Below are 17579 nucleotides of genomic sequence, written 5' to 3'. Positions count from 1 at the left end.
TCCGAACGCCTCGGCGGGATGGCAGGCTTGGGGCATGCGCCGACCGCTCGCCATACTCGCCGGGGTCCTGCTCACCGGCTGGCTGACGCTTCCCGCGTCCGCCGCCGACGGAGCCGGGAACGAGGACTTCACGATCAAGGACCCGCGGATCACCGAGTCCAGCGGCCTGGCCGCCTCCCGGCAGCACAAGGGCGTCTACTGGACGCACAACGACCAGGACACCGGCGCCTACCTGTACGCCGTCGACAGCGCCACCGGCAGGACGGTCGCCCGGATCACGATGACCGGCGTGGGGACCCCGCGGGACGTGGAGGCGATCTCCATGGGCCCCGACAACCAGCTGTACGTCGGTGACATCGGGGACAACGACGGTGTGGAGTGGCCCTATGTGTGGATCTACAAGCTGCCCGAGCCGAAGGTCCTGAAGGACCAGACGATCCGTGCCACGCAGTACGTGGTGAAGTACTCCGACGGCACCCGCGACGCCGAGTCGATGGTGGTGCACCCGAAGACCGGGCGCGTCTACATCATCGACAAGCAGGAGGACGGTGGGCACCTGTACGTGGGGCCGGCGGAGCTCTCCCCGTCCGGCGCGAACGTCTTCGAGCCGACCACGCCTGTCGACCTGTGGGCCACCGATGCCGCCTTCTCCCCGGACGGCGAGCGGCTCGTCGTACGCGGCTACTTCGGGGGTCTCGCCTACGACTGGAACGGCGGGAAGCTCAAGCGCCTGGAGCGGGTCGGCGTGCCGCTCGGGCAGGGGGAGTCGGTGTCGTACTCGCCCGACGGAAGCAGGATCATGCTGGGCAGCGAGGGCGTGAACAGCGCGGTGGTGGCGAAGGACGCGCCGGGGGGCGCGGAGTCCGACGCGTCGTCGTCCGGCGGCAGTTCGGCCTCCTCGGAGGGCGACGACGGCACGGACGGCACCCTCAAGGTCGGCGCGGTGGCCGCGGTGGCGGTCCTGGTGGTGTTCCTCGCCCTGCGGAGGCTGTTCCGGCGGGCGTGAGGCCGCGAGGGTCGGCAGTCTGTCCGGGTATGGCGGGAACTCCCCGTTCCTGAGGGGTTCTTGAGAGCTGACTGTGCCTCGATTTGGTCAAGTCTTGCTCGAATTCGCCCATACGCGGTGCGCTCTTCCGCGACGATGCCGGTCGGCCCGCGTCACTCGCGGGTCTGTCCCCTCACCGTTGCGAGAGATTCCATGAGAAGAAGCGCAGCCGTACTGTGCGGCGCCACGGTCGTCCTGGCCGGGACGCTCACCGCCGTCCCCGCCAGCGCCAGCGCGTCGCAGTCCGCGAACACCGCCCTGGCCACCGCCGCGGCGAAGGTCACCTGGAAGAAGTGCGGGACGGACGACACCCCGACACTCCAGTGCGGATCGATCAAGGTGCCGCTCGACTACGCGAAGCCGCACGGCAAGCAGATCACGCTGGCTCTCTCCCGCGTGCCGCACACCGCACGCAAGTCCCAGGGCCCGCTGCTGGTCAACCCCGGAGGCCCGGGCGGAAGCGGCCTGGGGCTGGCCGAGTTCGTCGCCTCCTCGCTGCCCGAGGACGTCGCCGCGCAGTACGACGTCATCGGCTTCGACCCGCGCGGCGTGGGTGAGAGCGAGCCCGCCATCGACTGCAAGCCGGGCCACTTCGACCCCGTGCGCCCCGACGCCGTGCCGAGCACCCCGGCACTGGAGAAGGCCAACCTGGAGCGCACCAAGGCCTTCGCCAAGGCCTGCGGCACGAAGTACGCGGCCGTCCTGCCCTACATCGACACGGTCAGCGCCGTGAAGGACATGGACTCGATCCGCAAGGGCCTCGGCGCGTCGAAGATCAACTACTTCGGCTACTCGTACGGCACCTACCTCGGCGCCGTCTACGCCAAGCTGTTCCCCGAGCGGGTGCGGCGCCTGGTGCTGGACTCGATCGTCGACCCGACCGGTGTCTGGTACGAGGACAACATCCAGCAGGACTACGCCTTCGACAAGCGCCACAAGGCCTTCACGGCGTGGGTCGCCAAGTACGACTCCACGTACAAGCTGGGCACGAACGCGAAGAAGATCGAGGCCAAGTGGTACGCCATGCGGGCGGCCCTGGCCAAGAAGCCGGCCGGTGGCAAGGTCGGCGCCTCCGAGCTGGAGGACATCTTCATACCGGGCGGCTACTACAACGGGTACTGGCCCACGCTCGCCAAGACGTTCTCGGCGTACGTCAACGACCACGACACGGCGGCGCTGGTCGAGGCGTACGACAACATCGCCGCCATCGACGCCTCCGGTGACAACGGCTACAGCGTCTACGCGGCCGTGCAGTGCCGTGACGCCTCCTGGCCGCGCGACTGGAAGCAGTGGCGCAAGGACACCTGGGCGGTGCACGAGAAGGCCCCGTTCATGGCGTGGAACAACGCCTGGTACAACGCGCCGTGCGCGTTCTGGCCGACGAAGACGCTGAAGCCGGTGAACGTCGCCAACAGCAAGCTCCCGCCGGTGCTGCTGTTCCAGGCGACGGACGACGCGGCCACGCCCTACCAGGGCGGTGTCACCATGCACCGGCTGCTGAAGAACTCCAGCCTGGTGGTGGAGCAGGGCGGCGGCAACCACGGCATCACGCTGAGCGGCAACGCCTGCCTCGACAAGCACCTCGCGACGTACCTCACCAGCGGCAAGGTCCCGCACGGCAAGGGTGTGGCCGACGCGGTGTGCAACAAGCTCCCCGACCCCACGCCGCAGCCGGCGGCGCAGAAGGCGGCGGCGGGCAACAGCCTGCGCGCCCTGCTGGGTTCCGGGCGGTGACCCGCTCCTGACGGAACGACAGAGGGGCGCCCGGCGGCATCCGCCGGGCGCCCCTTCGTCACGTACGGGAGAAGGTCAGAGCTTCTCGATGACGTGGTCGACGCACTTCGTCAGGGCCTCGATGTCGGCCGGGTCGATCGCCGGGAACATCGCGACGCGGAGCTGGTTGCGGCCGAGCTTGCGGTAGGGCTCGGTGTCGACGATGCCGTTGGCGCGCAGCACCTTGGCGACGGCGGCGGCGTCCACCTCGTCCGTGAAGTCGATCGTGCCGATGACCTGCGAGCGCTTGGCCGGGTCGGTGACGAACGGGTTCGCGTACTTGCTGTCCTCGGCCCAGCCGTACAGGGTACGGGCGGAGGTGGCGGTGCGGCGGACCGCCCAGTCCAGGCCGCCCTGGCCGTTGAGCCACTCCAGCTGCTGGTTCAGCAGGAACAGAGTGGCGAGCGCCGGGGTGTTGTACGTCTGGTTCTTGCGGGAGTTGTCGATCGCCGTCGGCAGCGAGAAGAACTCCGGGATGTGGCGGCCACTCGCGTGGATCCGCTCGGCGCGCTCGATCGCGGCCGGGGAGAACACGCCGATCCACAGGCCGCCGTCGGAGGCGAAGGACTTCTGCGGGGCGAAGTAGTAGACGTCCGTCTCGGCGATGTCGACCGGCAGGCCGCCGGCGCCGGAGGTGGCGTCGACCAGGACCAGCGCGCCCTCGTCGGCACCGGCCACGCGCTCGATCGGCATGGCGACACCGGTGGAGGTCTCGTTGTGGGTGAAGGCGTACACGTCGACGCCGGCCTCGGCGGCCGCCTCGGGGTGCGTGCCCGGGTCGCTCGCGACGACGGTCGGCTCGGCGAGCCAGGGGGCCAGCTTCGCGGCCTTGGCGAACTTGGAGGAGAACTCGCCGAACGTGAGGTGCTGCGACTTGTTCTCGATCAGGCCGTGCGTCGCGATGTCCCAGAACGCGGTGGAGCCGCCGTTGCCGAGGATCACCTCGTACCCGTCGGGCAGGGAGAACAGCTCCTTGATGCCCTCGCGCACCTGGCCGACCAGGTTCTTCACCGGGGCCTGGCGGTGGGAGGTGCCGAGGAGGGACGTACCGGTCGCGGCCAGCGCGTCCAGCGCTTCCGTCCGCACCTTGGAGGGGCCCGCGCCGAAACGTCCGTCGGCGGGCTTGATGTCAGCGGGAATCTGGATCTCAGCCACGACACGGAGGGTAGCCGGTGGAGGAAACCCGGGTGAAACCTCGTCCGTCCGGTGAGACGGCGGGACTGGTTGAGTGGACGCATGACCGAACTGGAGACGGAGCTGCGCGCGGCGGTCCGGGGCGAGGTCGGGTTCGACGTCACGTCCCGTGCGCTGACGACGATGGACGCGTCCAACTACCGGCGTGTCCCACTGGGGGTGGTGGCCCCCCGGGACGCCGACGACGTCGCCGCCGCGCTGGCGGTGTGCCGGGAACACGGGGTGCCGGTGGTGCCGCGGGGCGGGGGCACGTCCATCGCCGGGCAGGCCACCGGCACCGGGATCGTCCTGGACTTCACCCGGCACATGGACCGGCTGGTGTCGCTGGACCCGGGGACACGCACCGCCGTGGTGCAGCCCGGACTCGTCCTGGACCGGCTCCAGGAGGCCGCCGCCCCGCACGGACTGCGCTTCGGGCCCGACCCGTCCACGCACAGCCGCTGCACCCTCGGCGGCATGATCGGCAACAACTCCTGCGGCTCGCACTCCGTGGCGTGGGGGACGACCGCCGACAGCGTGCGCGAGCTGGAGGTTGTCACCGCGCGCGGCGAGCGGCTGCGTCCGGGCCGGGACTGGGCGGGCGCGCCCGAGGGGCTGCGCGACCTCGTGGAGGGCGACCTGGCGCGGCTGCGGACCGGCTTCCCGGAGCTGCCCCGCCGGATCTCCGGGTACGCGCTCGACGCGCTGCTGCCCGAGAACGGCGCCGACGTGGCCCGCTCGTTCTGCGGCAGCGAGGGCACCCTCGGCGTGCTCACCGAGGCGGTCGTGCGGCTCGTGCCGGCGCCCCGCGCGCGGGCGCTCGCGGTGCTGGCGTACGCCGACGAGAGCGCCGCCGCCGAGGCGGCCGCCGGGCTGCTGCCGCTGGGGCCGCTCACCGTGGAGGGCATGGCCGCCGACCTCGTGCCGGCGTCGGCCGCGCTGCCCCGGGGCGGCGCGTGGCTGTTCGTGGAGACGGGCGGGGAGTCGGCGGGCGAGGCACGCGCGCGTGCGGAGGCGATCGTGCGCGCCGCCGACGTGGTGGACGCGGCGGTCGTCACCGACCCGGCCGGGCAGCGGGCCCTGTGGCGCTTGCGGGAGGACGCCAGCGGCACGGCGACCCGGATGCCGGACGGCACGGAGGCCTGGCCGGGCTGGGAGGACTGCGCGGTGCCCCCGGCGCGACTCGGCGCGTATCTGCGGGAGTTCCGGGCGCTGCTGGCCGCCCACGGGCTGCGCGGGGCGCCGTACGGGCACTTCGGGGACGGCTGCATCCACGTCCGGATCGACTTCGACCTGCTCACCGAGCGGGGCGTCGGCCGCTTCCGGCGCTTCTCCGAGGAGCTGGCCGCCCTGGTCGTCGCGCACGGCGGCTCGCTGTCCGGGGAACACGGCGACGGGCAGGCGCGGGCCGAACTGCTGCCGAGGATGTACGGGCAGGAGACGGTCCGTCTCTTCGAGCGCGCCAAGGGCGTCTGGGACCCGGACGGCCTGCTCAACCCGGGGATGCTGGTGCGCCCGGCGCCGCTCGACGCGAACCTGCGCTTCGCTGTCCTGCCCCGCGAACCGGTGGACGTCGCCTTCGGCTACCCGGCGGACGGCGGTGACTTCTCGGCGGCCGTCCGGCGCTGCGTCGGCGTCGCCAAGTGCCGTACGACGTCGGTGTCCGGGTCCGCCGTGATGTGCCCGTCGTTCCGGGCGACCGGGGCCGAGGAGCACTCCACGCGCGGGCGTGCCCGGCTGCTGCACGAGATGCTCGCCGGGGAACTGGTGACCGACGGGTGGCGCTCGGACGAGGTGCGTGACGCGCTGGACCTGTGCCTGGCCTGCAAGGGGTGCCGCTCCGACTGCCCGGTCGGGGTGGACATGGCCACGTACAAGGCGGAGTTCCTGCACCACCACTACGCCGGCCGGCGCCGGCCCGCCGCGCACCACAGCATGGGCCGGCTGCCCCGGTGGCTGCGCCTGGTGGACCGGACGCGGACGGCGGCCCTGGTCAACTCCCTCGCCGCCGTCCGGCCGCTGGCGTGGCTGGCGAAACGGCTCGGCGGGATCGCGCCCGAGCGGCGGTTCCCGAAGCTCGCGACCCGCACGTTCAGCCGCTGGTGGGAGACGCGGCAGAGGCCCGCGACCCCGGCGGGCGGGGACCTGGTCGTGCTGTGGCCGGACACCTTCACCGAGCATCTGTCGCCGTCCGTCGGACGGGCGGCCGTCCGGGTGCTGGAGGCGGCCGGGCTGCGGGTCGCGCTGCCGCCGACAGTGCGCATGACGGCGTCCGGGCGGAGCGAGGGGGTGGCGGTGGCGATGGACCCGCTGTCCGTGCTGCGCGGCCGGGAGCGGGTCTGCTGCGGACTGACGTACGTCTCCACCGGCCAGCTCGACCGGGCCCGCGCGGTGCTGCGGCGCACGCTGGACCTCATGGAGCCGCTGCTGGAGCGGGACACCCCGGTGGTCGTCCTGGAGCCCAGCTGCGCGGCGTCCCTGCGCACGGACCTGCCCGAGCTGCTGCACGACGACCCCCGGGCCCGGCGCCTCGCGGACCGCGTCCTGACCTTCGCGGAGGCCCTGGAGCGGTACGCGCCCGGCTGGGCGCCGCCCCGGATCGGGCGGCCGGCGGTCGGGCAGACCCACTGCCACCAGCACGCCGTCCTCGGGGACGCGCCCGACCGGCGGCTGCGGGAGGCCGCAGGGCTCACCGGCGGGCTGAGCGGCGGCTGCTGCGGCCTCGCGGGGAACTTCGGGTTCGAGAAGGGGCACTACGACGTGTCCGTGGCGTGCGCGGAGGAGCAGCTGCTGCCGGCGGTGCGGGACGCCGGGGAGGACGCCGTCGTCCTGGCGGACGGCTACTCCTGCCGGACCCAGCTGGCGCAGCTCGCGGGCGTGCGGGGCCGCCATCTGGCCGAGGTCCTCGCGGACGCGCTGGAAACGCGGGGATTGGGCCGTCCGGGAGCGGACGGACCCGCAGGAGATGAGCGGGACGCGGGCCGCGCCTAGGCTGGCTGATCAGTGGACCGCCGCCCCCGGTGGGGCCAGGCACCCCTTTCCCGGACCGTCCGTCCGGTCGTCGACAGGAGCCCCCATGCCCCTCCTCCTCCGGCCCATCACGCGCGACGAGCATCTGGCGTTCGTCGCGGCCCGCCGCTCCGCCAGCCACACCCAGGTCCCGTCCTGGGGCGAGGTGAAGCCGGACTGGACGGCGGAGAGCCTGGGCTGGTTCGACGACGAGGGGCGGCTGCTGGGCGCCGGCCTCGTGCTCTACCGGCCGCTGCCCCGCCTGAAGAGGTACCTGGCGTATCTGCCGGAGGGCCCGCTCATCGACTGGCACGCGCCCGACCTGGCCGAGCGGTGGCTGGCGCCGATGGTCGCGCACTTCAGGCGCAAGGGCGCCTTCTCGGTGCGGATGGGCCCGCCCGTCGTCTCGCGCCGCTGGAGCCCGGACGCGGTGAAGGCGGCCATCGCCGACCCCGCCGCGCACCGGCTGCGGGACGTGGAGCCCACGGCGTACGACCCGCGCGCCGCCGAGGTCGAGGAGCGGCTGCGGGCCGCCGGATGGCGGCGGTCCGAGCCGGCGGGCGAGGAGGGCTTCGCCGCGGGCCAGCCCCGGTACGTCTGCCAGGTGCCGCTGGCCGGGCGGTCGCTGGACGACGTGCAGCGAGGGCTCAACCAGCAGTGGCGGCGCAACATCAAGAAGGCGGAGAAGGCGGGGGTCAAGATCGTGCGGGGCGGCCGCGAGGACCTGCCCGTCTTCCACGAGCTGTATGTGGAGACCGCCGGGCGCGACCGGTTCGTCCCGCGTCCGCTGCCCTACTTCGAGCGCATGTGGACCGCGCTCACCGCCGAGCACCCGGACCGGATGCGGCTCTACCTCGCCCACCACGACGGCGAGGTCCTGGCCGCCGCCACCATGCTCACCGTCGGCGAGCACGTCTGGTACTCGTACGGCGCCTCCACCGGCCGCCGGCGCGAGGTCCAGCCGAACAACGCGATGCAGTGGCAGATGATCGCCGACGCGCATGCGGCGGGCGCCGCCGTCTACGACTTCCGGGGCATCACCGACACCCTGGAGGAGTCCGACCACCTGCTGGGCCTGCTGCGCTTCAAGGTGGGCGCGGGCGGCGAGGCCGTCGAGTACCTGGGTGAGTGGGACCTCCCGCTCAACCGGCTGCTGCACCGGGCCCTGCATCTGTACATGGCCCGCAGATAGGCCAGGGCCGGGGCGGCCCGGCCGTCCATGGTCTGGGACAGTGGCATAAGGAGTTCACACGCCTGACCGAGTCCATTACTCTGGACTTGGTAGTACAGCATGCTGAACGACTCCGCCTTCCCAGCCAAGCCCAGGACCGCCCGTGAGCCTCCCCGAAGCCGCAGCCGCCCCCGCGCACACCGGCGCCCCGGCCCCCTCCACGCCGGCCGCCGGCACCCCCGGCCGCCGCGGCTCCCTCGGCCCGGTGGGCCTGGTGCTCGCCGGCGGCATCTCGGTCCAGTTCGGCGGCGCCCTCGCGGTGAGCCTGATGCCGCGCGCCGGTGCGCTCGGCGTCGTGGCGCTGCGGCTGCTGGTCGCGGCCGTCGTCCTCCTGCTGGTCTGCCGGCCCCGGTTGCGCGGCCACTCCCGGACCGACTGGGGCACGGTGGTCGTCTTCGGCGTCACGATGGCCGCGATGAACGGCCTCTTCTACCAGTCGGTCGCCCGCATCCCGCTCGGTCCTGCGGTCACCCTGGAGGTGCTCGGCCCGCTCGCCCTGTCCGTGCTGAGCTCGCGACGCGCCCTCAACCTCGTGTGGGCCGGACTGGCGCTCGCCGGTGTCTTCCTGCTCGGAGGCGGCGGCTTCAGCAGCCTCGACCCGCTCGGTGTGGTCTTCGCCCTGGGTGCCGGCGCCATGTGGGCGGCCTACATAGTCTTCAGCGCCCGTACGGGCCGGCGCTTCCCGCAGGCCGACGGTCTCGCGCTGGCCATGGCGGTGGGGGCGGTGCTGTTCCTGCCCCTGGGGCTGGCCGAGTCCGGCGCCAAGCTGGCCGACCCGGTGACGATCGGGCTGGGCGCGGCCGTGGCGATGCTCTCCTCGGTCCTGCCGTACACGCTCGAACTCCTCGCTCTGCGCCGCCTGCCCGCCGCCACCTTCGCGATCCTGATGAGCCTGGAACCGGCGATCGCCGCGACCGCCGGGTTCCTCGTCCTGGACCAGGCCCTGTCCACCACGCAGGCGCTCGCCATCGCGCTCGTCATCGCGGCGACCATGGGGGCCGTGCGGACGCAGGTGGGGCGGGGGAGGAAGGCGAAGGCCGCGTCCCCCGTGGGCGACGCGGCCTAGTACGGCCTGAGTACGGCCTGAGTGGGCCGGCCTAGCGCATCAGCAGGCCGCGCATCCCGAGCCCGTAGCGCACCCGCAACCGGCGCAGCTCCCACAGGCCCACCGCCGTGACGGAGAGCGGGGATCCCAGGATGAACACGTACCGGACCACCGTCGGCACGCCCTCGTGGGCGCCGGTGAACACGTCGATCAGCGCCATCTCCCACGCCAGAGCCATGATCAGCAGCGGCGGCACCGTCTCGTGGATGTCGGCCGTGCGGAACACGTGCTGTACGGCGAGTCCCACGCCCCAGACGACGAACGGCAGCACCCAGAAGGTCACGAGGAGGAGGACCGCGAGCATGAGGCCCTTCGTCGCGGTGAAGTGACCCTCGACGAGGGGTTCCTCGCCCTCGAAGAATCCCGAGAGCACGATGACCGGGAACACGGACGCCGCCGCCATCATCGCCACGATCGCGCCGAAGCACCGGCCGGCCCGGCGCAGCAGGTCCCGCCGCGCCGCCGGGGCGGCGAGGCCGTACAGGACGCCGACCAGGACCGGGAGGGTCGCCGCCAGCGCGAGGGCGCTGGTCCACGACTTGTCGACCTGGTCGCTCGCCGTATCGCTGATCTTGGTGGAGAGCTTGTACGTGTAGGACATCCACAGGAACGCGGCCACGCCGACCCAGGTCCTGATCCTCCGCATCCGGGCCACCTCGGGGTCCGAGACGATGCCCGGCCGTGACGGTGTGAAGACCCTGCGCGCGGTGTGGATGGGCCCGATCCGCCGCCGCAGCCGGGTGATCGGCCCGCCCGGCGGCGGCACCGGCGGCCCCGGGTGGGGCGGCTGGGGCTGCGGCGGCACATAGGGCCGGGGCGCGTAGGGCTGCGGCGGATAGGGCTGAGGTGGCTGCGGCTGGTAGGGCTGGGGCCCCTGGGGCGGTTGTCCGCCCGGGTTCCAGTTGCTCATCGTCCGTCCCCCGATATGCGAGTGTGCGCCGCGAGGGGCGCGATCGCCGAGTGTATTGAGCACACAAGGTCCGCACAGCCCTCACCTCGGGTCGTGCACCGAACGAACGCAATTATGCAAGCATGCTTGCTTGTTTTCTTCGGCGCTGCCATGCTCCTCAGCACGCCGCACACCGCCGTGCCCCGAGGGGAGCGTCCCGTGTCCGATCCGACGCCCGTGTTCGACGACCTGCGCGAGGAGAGCGAGGAACTCGACCGGCTGGTGGCCGAGTTGAGCCCCGAGCAGTGGGCGCTCGCCACCCCGGCGCCCGGCTGGAGCGTCGCCCACCAGATCGCGCACCTGGCCTGGACGGACCACTCGGCGCTGCTCGCCGCGACCGACACGGACGCCTTCCACACCCTGGTGGAGAAGGCGCTGGTCTCGCCGGGCTCCTTCGTCGACGACGGCGCCGAGGAGGGGGCCGCGCTGCCGCCCGCCGAGCTGCTGGCGCGCTGGCGCGCGGGCAGGGCCGCCCTGACCGAGGCGTTGCGCGCGGCACCCCGGGGAGCCAAGTTCCCCTGGTACGGCCCGCCCATGTCGGCGCCCTCCATGGCCACGGCCCGGCTCATGGAGACCTGGGCCCACGGACTGGACGTCGCCGACGCCCTTGGTGTGGTGCGCCCACCCACCGACCGGCTCAGGCATGTGGTGTGGATCGGGGTGCGCACCCGTGACTTCGCCTTCGGCGTCCATGGCCTGCCCGTGCCGTTCGAGCCGTTCCGCATCGAACTGACCGCCCCGTCCGGCGAACTGTGGACCTACGGCCCCGAGGACGCCGACCAGCGCGTCACCGGCTCGGCCGTCGACTTCTGCCGGCTGGTCACCCAGCGCGCCCACCGCTGTGACCTGGACCTGCGCGCCGAAGGCCCGGACGCCGACCGCTGGTTCGACATCGCCCAGGTCTTCGCAGGCCCGCCCGGCGCCGGACGCGGCCCGAAGGGGGACGCCCGGTGACGGCGGCCGCCCGGCCGCTGCGGATCGGCAACGCCTCCGGCTTCTACGGCGATCGCTTCGACGCCATGCGCGAGATGCTGACCGGCGGCGAACTGGACGTCCTCACCGGTGACTACCTCGCCGAGCTGACCATGCTCATCCTCGGCCGCGACCGGCTGAAGGACCCCGGCGCCGGCTACGCCCGCACCTTCCTGCGGCAGCTGGAGGAGTGCCTCGGCCTCGCCCACGAGCGGGGCGTGCGGATCGTCGCCAACGCGGGCGGACTCAACCCGGCCGGGCTCGCCGACGCCGTACGGGCCCTCGCGGACCGGCTCGGGGTGCCCGTGCGCGTCGCCCATGTGGAGGGCGACGACCTGGCCGCCCGCCACCCCGGCGCGCTCGCCGCCCACGCCTACCTCGGCGGCTTCGGGATCGCCACCTGCCTGCGGGAGGGCGCGGACGTCGTGGTCACCGGCCGGGTGACCGACGCGGCCCTGGTGACCGGTCCCGCCGCCGCCCACTTCGGCTGGGGGCCCGGCGACCACGACCGGCTCGCGGGCGCCGTCGTCGCCGGGCACGTCCTGGAGTGCGGGGCGCAGGCGACCGGCGGCAACTACGCCTTCTTCGACGCGGCCGCCGCGACCCGCCCCGGCTTCCCCCTCGCCGAACTGCACGAGGACGGGAGCTGCGTCATCACCAAGCACCCCGGCACCGGCGGCCTCGTCGACGTCGGCACGGTCACCGCCCAGCTGCTCTACGAGACGGCGGGCGCCCGCTACCCGGGACCCGACGTCACCGCCCGGCTGGACACCGCCCGGCTCACCCAGGACGGCCCCGACCGGGTGCGGATCGACGGGGTGCGCGGCGAGGCCCCGCCCCCCGACCTCAAGGTCGGCGTGAACCGGCTCGGGGGCTTCCGCAACGAGGTCGTCTTCGTGCTCACCGGACTGGACGTCGAGGCCAAGGCGGCGCTCGTACGGCGGCAGATGGACGACGCGCTCGCCACGTCCCGGCCCGCCGAGGCGCGGTGGGACCTCGTCCGCACCGACCGGCCCGACGCGCCGACACAGGAGACGGCGAGCGCCCTGCTCCGGCTGGTCGTGCGGGACCCGGCCCAGGAGAAGGTGGGACGGGCGCTCAGCGGGGCGGCCATCGAGCTGGCGCTCGCCAGCTACCCCGGCTTCCATGTGCTCGCGCCACCCGGAAAGGGCACCCCCTATGGGGTATTCGAGGGTGTGTACGTCCCCCATGGTGCCGTCGACCATGTGGCCGTCCTCTATGACGGACGCCGGATCAGCGTGCCCCCGCCCCAGGAGACGGCCGTGCTCGACGCCGTCCCGGAGCCGGCGCTGCCCGAGCCGCCGCCCGCCGGACCCACCCGGCGCGCCCCGCTCGGCCTGGTCGCCGGCGCCCGCAGCGGGGACAAGGGCGGGGACGCCAACGTCGGCGTCTGGGCCCGCACCGACGACGCCTGGCGCTGGCTCGCGCACGCACTCACCGTGGACCGGTTCCGGGAGCTGATCCCGGAGAGCCGCGATCTGAAGGTGACCCGGCACGTCCTGCCGGAGCTGCGCGCCCTGAACTTCGTCGTCGAGGGCATCCTCGGCGAGGGCGTCGCCGCCCAGCACCGCTTCGACCCGCAGGCCAAGGCCCTCGGTGAATGGCTGCGCAGCCGCCACCTCGACATCCCGGAGAGTCTGCTGTGACCGTCCTGCCCTCCGCCCTGGACCCCACGGGCCCCGACCACCGGGCCCACCGGGAGGCCATGCTCGCCAAGCTGGCCGACCTGGACGCCGAGCACGCCAAGGCCCTCGCGGGCGGCGGCGAGAAGTACGTCCAGCGGCACCGCAAGCGCGGCAAGCTGCTCGCCCGCGAACGGATCGAGCTGCTCCTCGACCCGGACACGCCGTTCCTGGAGCTGTCCCCGCTGGCCGCCTGGGGCAGCGACTACACCGTCGGCGCCTCCCTGGTCACCGGCATCGGCGTGGTCGAGGGCGTGGAGTGCCTGATCACCGCCAACGACCCGACCGTGCGCGGCGGGGCCAGCAACCCGTGGTCGCTGAAGAAGGCGCTGCGCGCCAACGACATCGCGCTCGCCAACCGGCTGCCCGTGATCAACCTCGTGGAGTCCGGCGGCGCCGACCTGCCCTCCCAGAAGGAGATCTTCATCCCCGGGGGCGCCATCTTCCGGGACCTGACCCGGCTGTCGGCGGCCGGCATCCCCACCGTCGCCGTCGTCTTCGGCAACTCGACGGCGGGCGGCGCCTACGTACCCGGCATGTCCGACCACGTGATCATGGTCAAGGAACGCGCCAAGGTGTTCCTCGGCGGTCCGCCGCTGGTGAAGATGGCGACGGGCGAGGAGAGCGACGACGAGTCGCTGGGCGGCGCCGAGATGCACGCGCGCGTGTCGGGTCTCGCCGACTATTTCGCCGTGGACGAGCCCGACGCCCTGCGCCGGGCCCGGCGGGTCGTGGCCCGGCTCAACCACCGCAAGGCGTACCCGGATCCGGGCCCCGCCGAGCCGCCCGAGTACGACCCGGAGGACCTCCTCGGCATCGTCCCCGGCGACCTGAAGACGCCGTTCGACCCGCGCGAGGTCATCGCGCGGATCGTCGACGGCTCCGACTTCGACGAGTTCAAGCCGCTGTACGGGACCAGCCTGGTGACCGGCTGGGCGGCCCTGCACGGCTACCCCGTCGGGGTGCTGGCGAACGCCCAGGGGGTGCTGTTCAGCGAGGAGTCGCAGAAGGCCGCCCAGTTCATCCAGCTGGCCAACCAGCGCGACATCCCCCTGCTGTTCCTGCACAACACCACGGGCTACATGGTCGGCCGGGAGTACGAGCAGGGCGGCATCATCAAGCACGGCGCCATGATGATCAACGCGGTCTCCAACTCCCGCGTCCCGCACCTGTCCGTCCTCATGGGCGCCTCCTACGGCGCCGGGCACTACGGCATGTGCGGCCGGGCCTACGACCCGCGCTTCCTGTTCGCCTGGCCGAGCGCCAAGTCGGCGGTGATGGGCCCCCAGCAGCTCGCCGGGGTGCTGTCCATCGTCGCCCGTCAGTCGGCGGCGGCGAAGGGGCAGCCGTACGACGACGAGGCGGACGCCGCGCTGCGGGCCATGGTGGAGCAGCAGATCGAGTCCGAGTCGCTGCCGATGTTCCTGTCCGGGCGGCTGTACGACGACGGCGTCATCGACCCCCGCGACACCCGCACCGTCCTCGGCCTGTGCCTGTCGGCCGTCCACACCGCCCCCTACGAGGGCGCGCGCGGCGGCTTCGGCGTCTTCCGGATGTGAGGGAACCACCAGTGATCACTTCTGTCCTCGTCGCCAACCGGGGCGAGATCGCCTGCCGTGTCTTCCGCACCTGCCGCGACCTGGGCGTCCGCACGGTCGCCGTGTACTCGGACGCGGACGCGAACGCCCTGCACACCCGGGAGGCCGACACCGCCGTACGGCTGCCCGGGGCGGCGCCCTCCGAGACGTACCTGGACGGCGCCCTGATCGTGAAGGCGGCGCTGGCCTCCGGCGCGGACGCCGTGCACCCCGGCTACGGGTTCCTCTCCGAGAACGCCGGCTTCGCGCGGGCCGTCCTCGACGCGGGCCTCGTCTGGATCGGCCCGCCGCCGGAGGCCATCGAGGCGATGGCGTCCAAGACCCGGGCCAAGGAGCTGATGGGCCTCGCCCCGCTCGGCGAGGTCACCGAGGCCGACCTGCCCGTGCTGGTGAAGGCCGCGGCGGGCGGCGGCGGGCGCGGGATGCGGATCGTGCGCCGCCTGGACGAGCTCGACGCGGCGCTCGCGAGCGCCCGCGCGGAGGCCGCGAGCGCCTTCGGCGACGGCGAGGTGTTCGTCGAGCCGTACGTCGAGGACGGCCGCCATGTCGAGGTGCAGATCCTCGCCGACACCCACGGCACGGTGTGGTCGCTGGGCACCCGGGACTGCTCGCTGCAGCGCCGCCACCAGAAGGTGATCGAGGAGTCCCCGGCACCCGGGCTCTCCGGCGCCCTCACGGCCGAGCTGCACGCCCTCGCCGTCCGGGCCGCCCGCGCCGTCGACTACGTGGGCGCCGGCACCGTCGAGTTCCTGGTCGCCGGCGACACCGCGCACTTCCTGGAGATGAACACCCGGCTCCAGGTCGAACACCCGGTGACCGAGGAGGTGTTCGGCGTCGACCTGGTCGCGGAGCAGCTGCGGATCGCCGAGGGCCACGCCCTGGACCCCGAGCCGCCGCCCGCGCGCGGGCACGCCGTGGAGGCCCGCCTGTACGCCGAGGACCCGGCCCGCGACTGGGCGCCGCAGACCGGGCGCCTGCACCGCCTCGCCGTGCCCGGCGCCGTCCGCCTGGACACCGGCTTCACCGACGGCGACGACATCGGCGTCCACTACGACCCGATGCTCGCCAAGGTGATCGCCCACGCCCCCACCCGCGCCGAGGCGGTCCGCGGGCTGGCGGCGGCGCTGGAGCGCGCGGTGATCCACGGCCCCGTCACCAACCGCGACCTCCTCGTGCGCTCCCTGCGCCACGAGGAGTTCACGCGGGCCCGTATGGACACCGGCTTCTACGACCGGCACCTGGCCGCCCTGACCGCGCCCGCGCCCGACCCGTACGCCCCGCTCGCCGCCGCCCTCGCCGACGCGCACGGCCGCTCCCGGTTCGGCGGCTTCCGCAACGTCCCCTCCCAGCCGCAGCTCAAGCGGTACGCCGTCGGCGACGAGGAGCGCGAGGTCCGCTACCGGCACACCCGCACCGGCCCGGAGGCCGACGGCGTACGCGTCCTGTACGCCGACGCCCACCGGGTCGTCCTCGAGGCGGACGGTGTGCGGCGGACGTTCGACGTGGCGCGGTACGGCGACGAGGTGCATGTGAACGGCACCCGTCTCACCGCGCTGCCCCGCTTCCCCGACCCCACGGCACAGCTCGCCCCGGGGTCCCTGGTGGCCCCCATGCCGGGGACGGTCGTCCGGGTCGCCGACGGCCTGGCGGAGGGGTCGGCCGTGGAGGCCGGTCAGCCGCTGCTCTGGCTGGAGGCGATGAAGATGGAGCACAAGATCATCGCACCCGGCGCGGGCACGCTCACCGCCCTGCACGCCGCCGCCGGACAGCAGGTGTCCGTCGGCGCCCTCCTGGCGGTCGTCCAGCCGTCCGGCTGACGGCCTCCACCGCACGGTCAGCCACGACGAAGGAGTCACATGGCCATGATCGAGACCGACGAGCACAAGGCCCTGCGGGCCGCCGTGGCCGCCCTGGGCAAACGCCACGGCCGTGAGTACGACCGGGAGACCCTGTGGGCGGAGGCGGCCAAGCTCGGCTACCTCGGCGTCAACCTGCCCGAGGAGTACGGCGGCGGGGGCGGCGGCATCTCCGAACTCTCCATCGTCCTGGAGGAACTGGGCGCCGCGGGCTGCCCGCTGCTGCTGATGGTCGTCTCCCCGGCGATCTGCGGCACGGTCATCGCCCGCTTCGGCACCGAGGAGCAGAAGCGGCACTGGCTGCCCGGCCTCGCCGACGGCTCCCTCACCATGGCCTTCGGCATCACCGAGCCGGACGCCGGGTCCAACAGCCACCGCATCACCACCACCGCCCGCCGCGACCCGGACTCGGGGGACTGGATCCTCAACGGACGCAAGGTGTTCGTCTCCGGCGTCGACATCACGGACGCGACCCTCATCGTCGGCCGCACCGAGGACGCCCGCACCGGCAAGCTGAAGCCGTGCCTGTTCATCGTCCCGCGCGACACCGAGGGCTTCGGGCGCCGGATGATCGACATGGAACTCAGCGCGGTGGAGAAGCAGTTCGAGCTGACCCTGGACGATGTGCGGCTGCCGGTCGACGCGCTGGTGGGCGACGAGGACGCCGGTCTGCTCCAGCTGTTCGCCGGCCTCAACCCCGAACGCATCATGACGGCCGCCTTCGGCATCGGCATGGGCCGCTTCGCGCTGGCCCGCGCCGTCGAGTACGCCCGCGACCGCACGGTGTGGAAGACACCCATCGGAGCCCACCAGGCCATCGCGCATCCCCTCGCGCAGGCGCACATCGACCTGGAGATGGCGCGCCTGATGATGCAGAAGGCGGCGTACCTGTACGACGCCGGGGACGACATGGGCGCGGGCGAGGCGGCCAACATGGCCAAGTACGCGGCCGGGGAGGCCTGTGTGAAGGCCGTCGACCAGTCCGTGCACACCCTCGGCGGCAACGGCCTCACGCGCGAGTTCGGCATCGCCTCGCTGATAACCGCCGCGCGCGTGTCTCGTATTGCCCCGGTGAGCCGGGAGATGATTCTCAACTACGTCTCCCACCAGACCCTGGGTCTGCCCAAGTCGTACTGACCGGCAGCCGACCGGCACCGTGTCGCGA

The 17579-nt window shown here is 73.1% G+C and carries 12 protein-coding genes; 10 read left to right on the top strand and 2 right to left on the bottom strand.

The features are described 5' to 3' along the window. Positions 1-34 precede the first annotated feature (34 nt). Together ACFV46_RS05830 and ACFV46_RS05825 are read left to right on the top strand one after the other, a co-directional pair. Positions 35-1006 (top strand): WD40 repeat domain-containing protein, encoded by a 972-nt coding sequence (locus ACFV46_RS05830; protein ID WP_385497128.1) that lies wholly within the window; start codon positions 35-37, stop codon positions 1004-1006. 192 nt (positions 1007-1198) lie between these two features. Then, positions 1199-2779 (top strand): alpha/beta hydrolase, encoded by a 1581-nt coding sequence (locus tag ACFV46_RS05825; protein ID WP_385497127.1) that lies wholly within the window; start codon positions 1199-1201, stop codon positions 2777-2779. A 75-nt stretch (positions 2780-2854) separates the two neighbouring features. Here the strand turns inward: ACFV46_RS05825 and serC are convergent, their stop codons facing one another. Continuing rightward, positions 2855-3973: a phosphoserine transaminase gene (gene serC, locus ACFV46_RS05820; protein ID WP_385497125.1), complete on the bottom strand. Its 1119-nt coding sequence runs from the start codon at positions 3971-3973 to the stop codon at positions 2855-2857. 81 nt (positions 3974-4054) lie between these two features. Here serC and ACFV46_RS05815 point away from each other — a divergent pair, with 81 nt between their 5' ends. From ACFV46_RS05815 to ACFV46_RS05805, 3 genes are all read left to right on the top strand, one after another. Beyond that, entirely contained in the window at positions 4055-6982 is a 2928-nt protein-coding gene (locus ACFV46_RS05815) for an FAD-binding and (Fe-S)-binding domain-containing protein (RefSeq protein WP_385497124.1), read from the top strand. Between the two features lie 85 nt (positions 6983-7067). Next, positions 7068-8192, top strand: a complete 1125-nt coding sequence (locus ACFV46_RS05810; RefSeq protein ID WP_385497122.1) for a lipid II:glycine glycyltransferase FemX — start codon at positions 7068-7070, stop codon at positions 8190-8192. A 142-nt stretch (positions 8193-8334) separates the two neighbouring features. Beyond that, a complete protein-coding gene (locus ACFV46_RS05805; protein ID WP_361922907.1) occupies positions 8335-9297 on the top strand; it encodes an EamA family transporter in 963 nt (320 codons plus the stop codon). Positions 9298-9328: 31 nt separating this feature from the next. Here the strand turns inward: ACFV46_RS05805 and ACFV46_RS05800 are convergent, their stop codons facing one another. After that, positions 9329-10246: a hypothetical protein gene (locus ACFV46_RS05800; RefSeq protein ID WP_361922910.1), complete on the bottom strand. Its 918-nt coding sequence runs from the start codon at positions 10244-10246 to the stop codon at positions 9329-9331. Between the two features lie 198 nt (positions 10247-10444). On the opposite strand from ACFV46_RS05800, the gene ACFV46_RS05795 reads away from it, so the two are divergent. Genes ACFV46_RS05795 through ACFV46_RS05775 form a run of 5 tightly spaced genes read left to right on the top strand, consistent with a single transcriptional unit; the run spans position 10445 to position 17551 of the window. Beyond that, positions 10445-11239 carry a TIGR03084 family metal-binding protein gene (locus ACFV46_RS05795; RefSeq protein WP_385497121.1) on the top strand — a complete coding sequence of 265 codons (795 nt, stop codon included), beginning with the start codon at positions 10445-10447 and terminating at the stop codon, positions 11237-11239. Beyond that, complete coding sequence (locus ACFV46_RS05790) at positions 11236-12924, top strand: acyclic terpene utilization AtuA family protein (RefSeq protein ID WP_385497120.1); 1689 nt, start codon at positions 11236-11238, stop codon at positions 12922-12924. Before ACFV46_RS05795 ends, ACFV46_RS05790 begins: the two co-directional genes overlap by 4 nt. After that, the gene (locus ACFV46_RS05785; protein ID WP_385497119.1) at positions 12921-14519 is read left to right on the top strand and encodes an acyl-CoA carboxylase subunit beta; all 1599 of its coding nucleotides are present in this window, start codon (positions 12921-12923) and stop codon (positions 14517-14519) included. Before ACFV46_RS05790 ends, ACFV46_RS05785 begins: the two co-directional genes overlap by 4 nt. An 11-nt stretch (positions 14520-14530) precedes the next feature. Then, positions 14531-16375 carry an acetyl/propionyl/methylcrotonyl-CoA carboxylase subunit alpha gene (locus ACFV46_RS05780; protein ID WP_385497118.1) on the top strand — a complete coding sequence of 615 codons (1845 nt, stop codon included), beginning with the start codon at positions 14531-14533 and terminating at the stop codon, positions 16373-16375. Positions 16376-16414: 39 nt separating this feature from the next. After that, complete coding sequence (locus ACFV46_RS05775; protein ID WP_385497116.1) at positions 16415-17551, top strand: acyl-CoA dehydrogenase family protein; 1137 nt, start codon at positions 16415-16417, stop codon at positions 17549-17551. Positions 17552-17579 lie beyond the last annotated feature (28 nt).

Source organism: Streptomyces sp. NPDC059852 (assembly GCF_042731455.1).
Lineage (GTDB): Bacteria > Actinomycetota > Actinomycetes > Streptomycetales > Streptomycetaceae > Streptomyces.
Note: the sequence above shows the minus strand (reverse complement) of the source record. Positions and strands in the feature narration are given on the sequence as shown.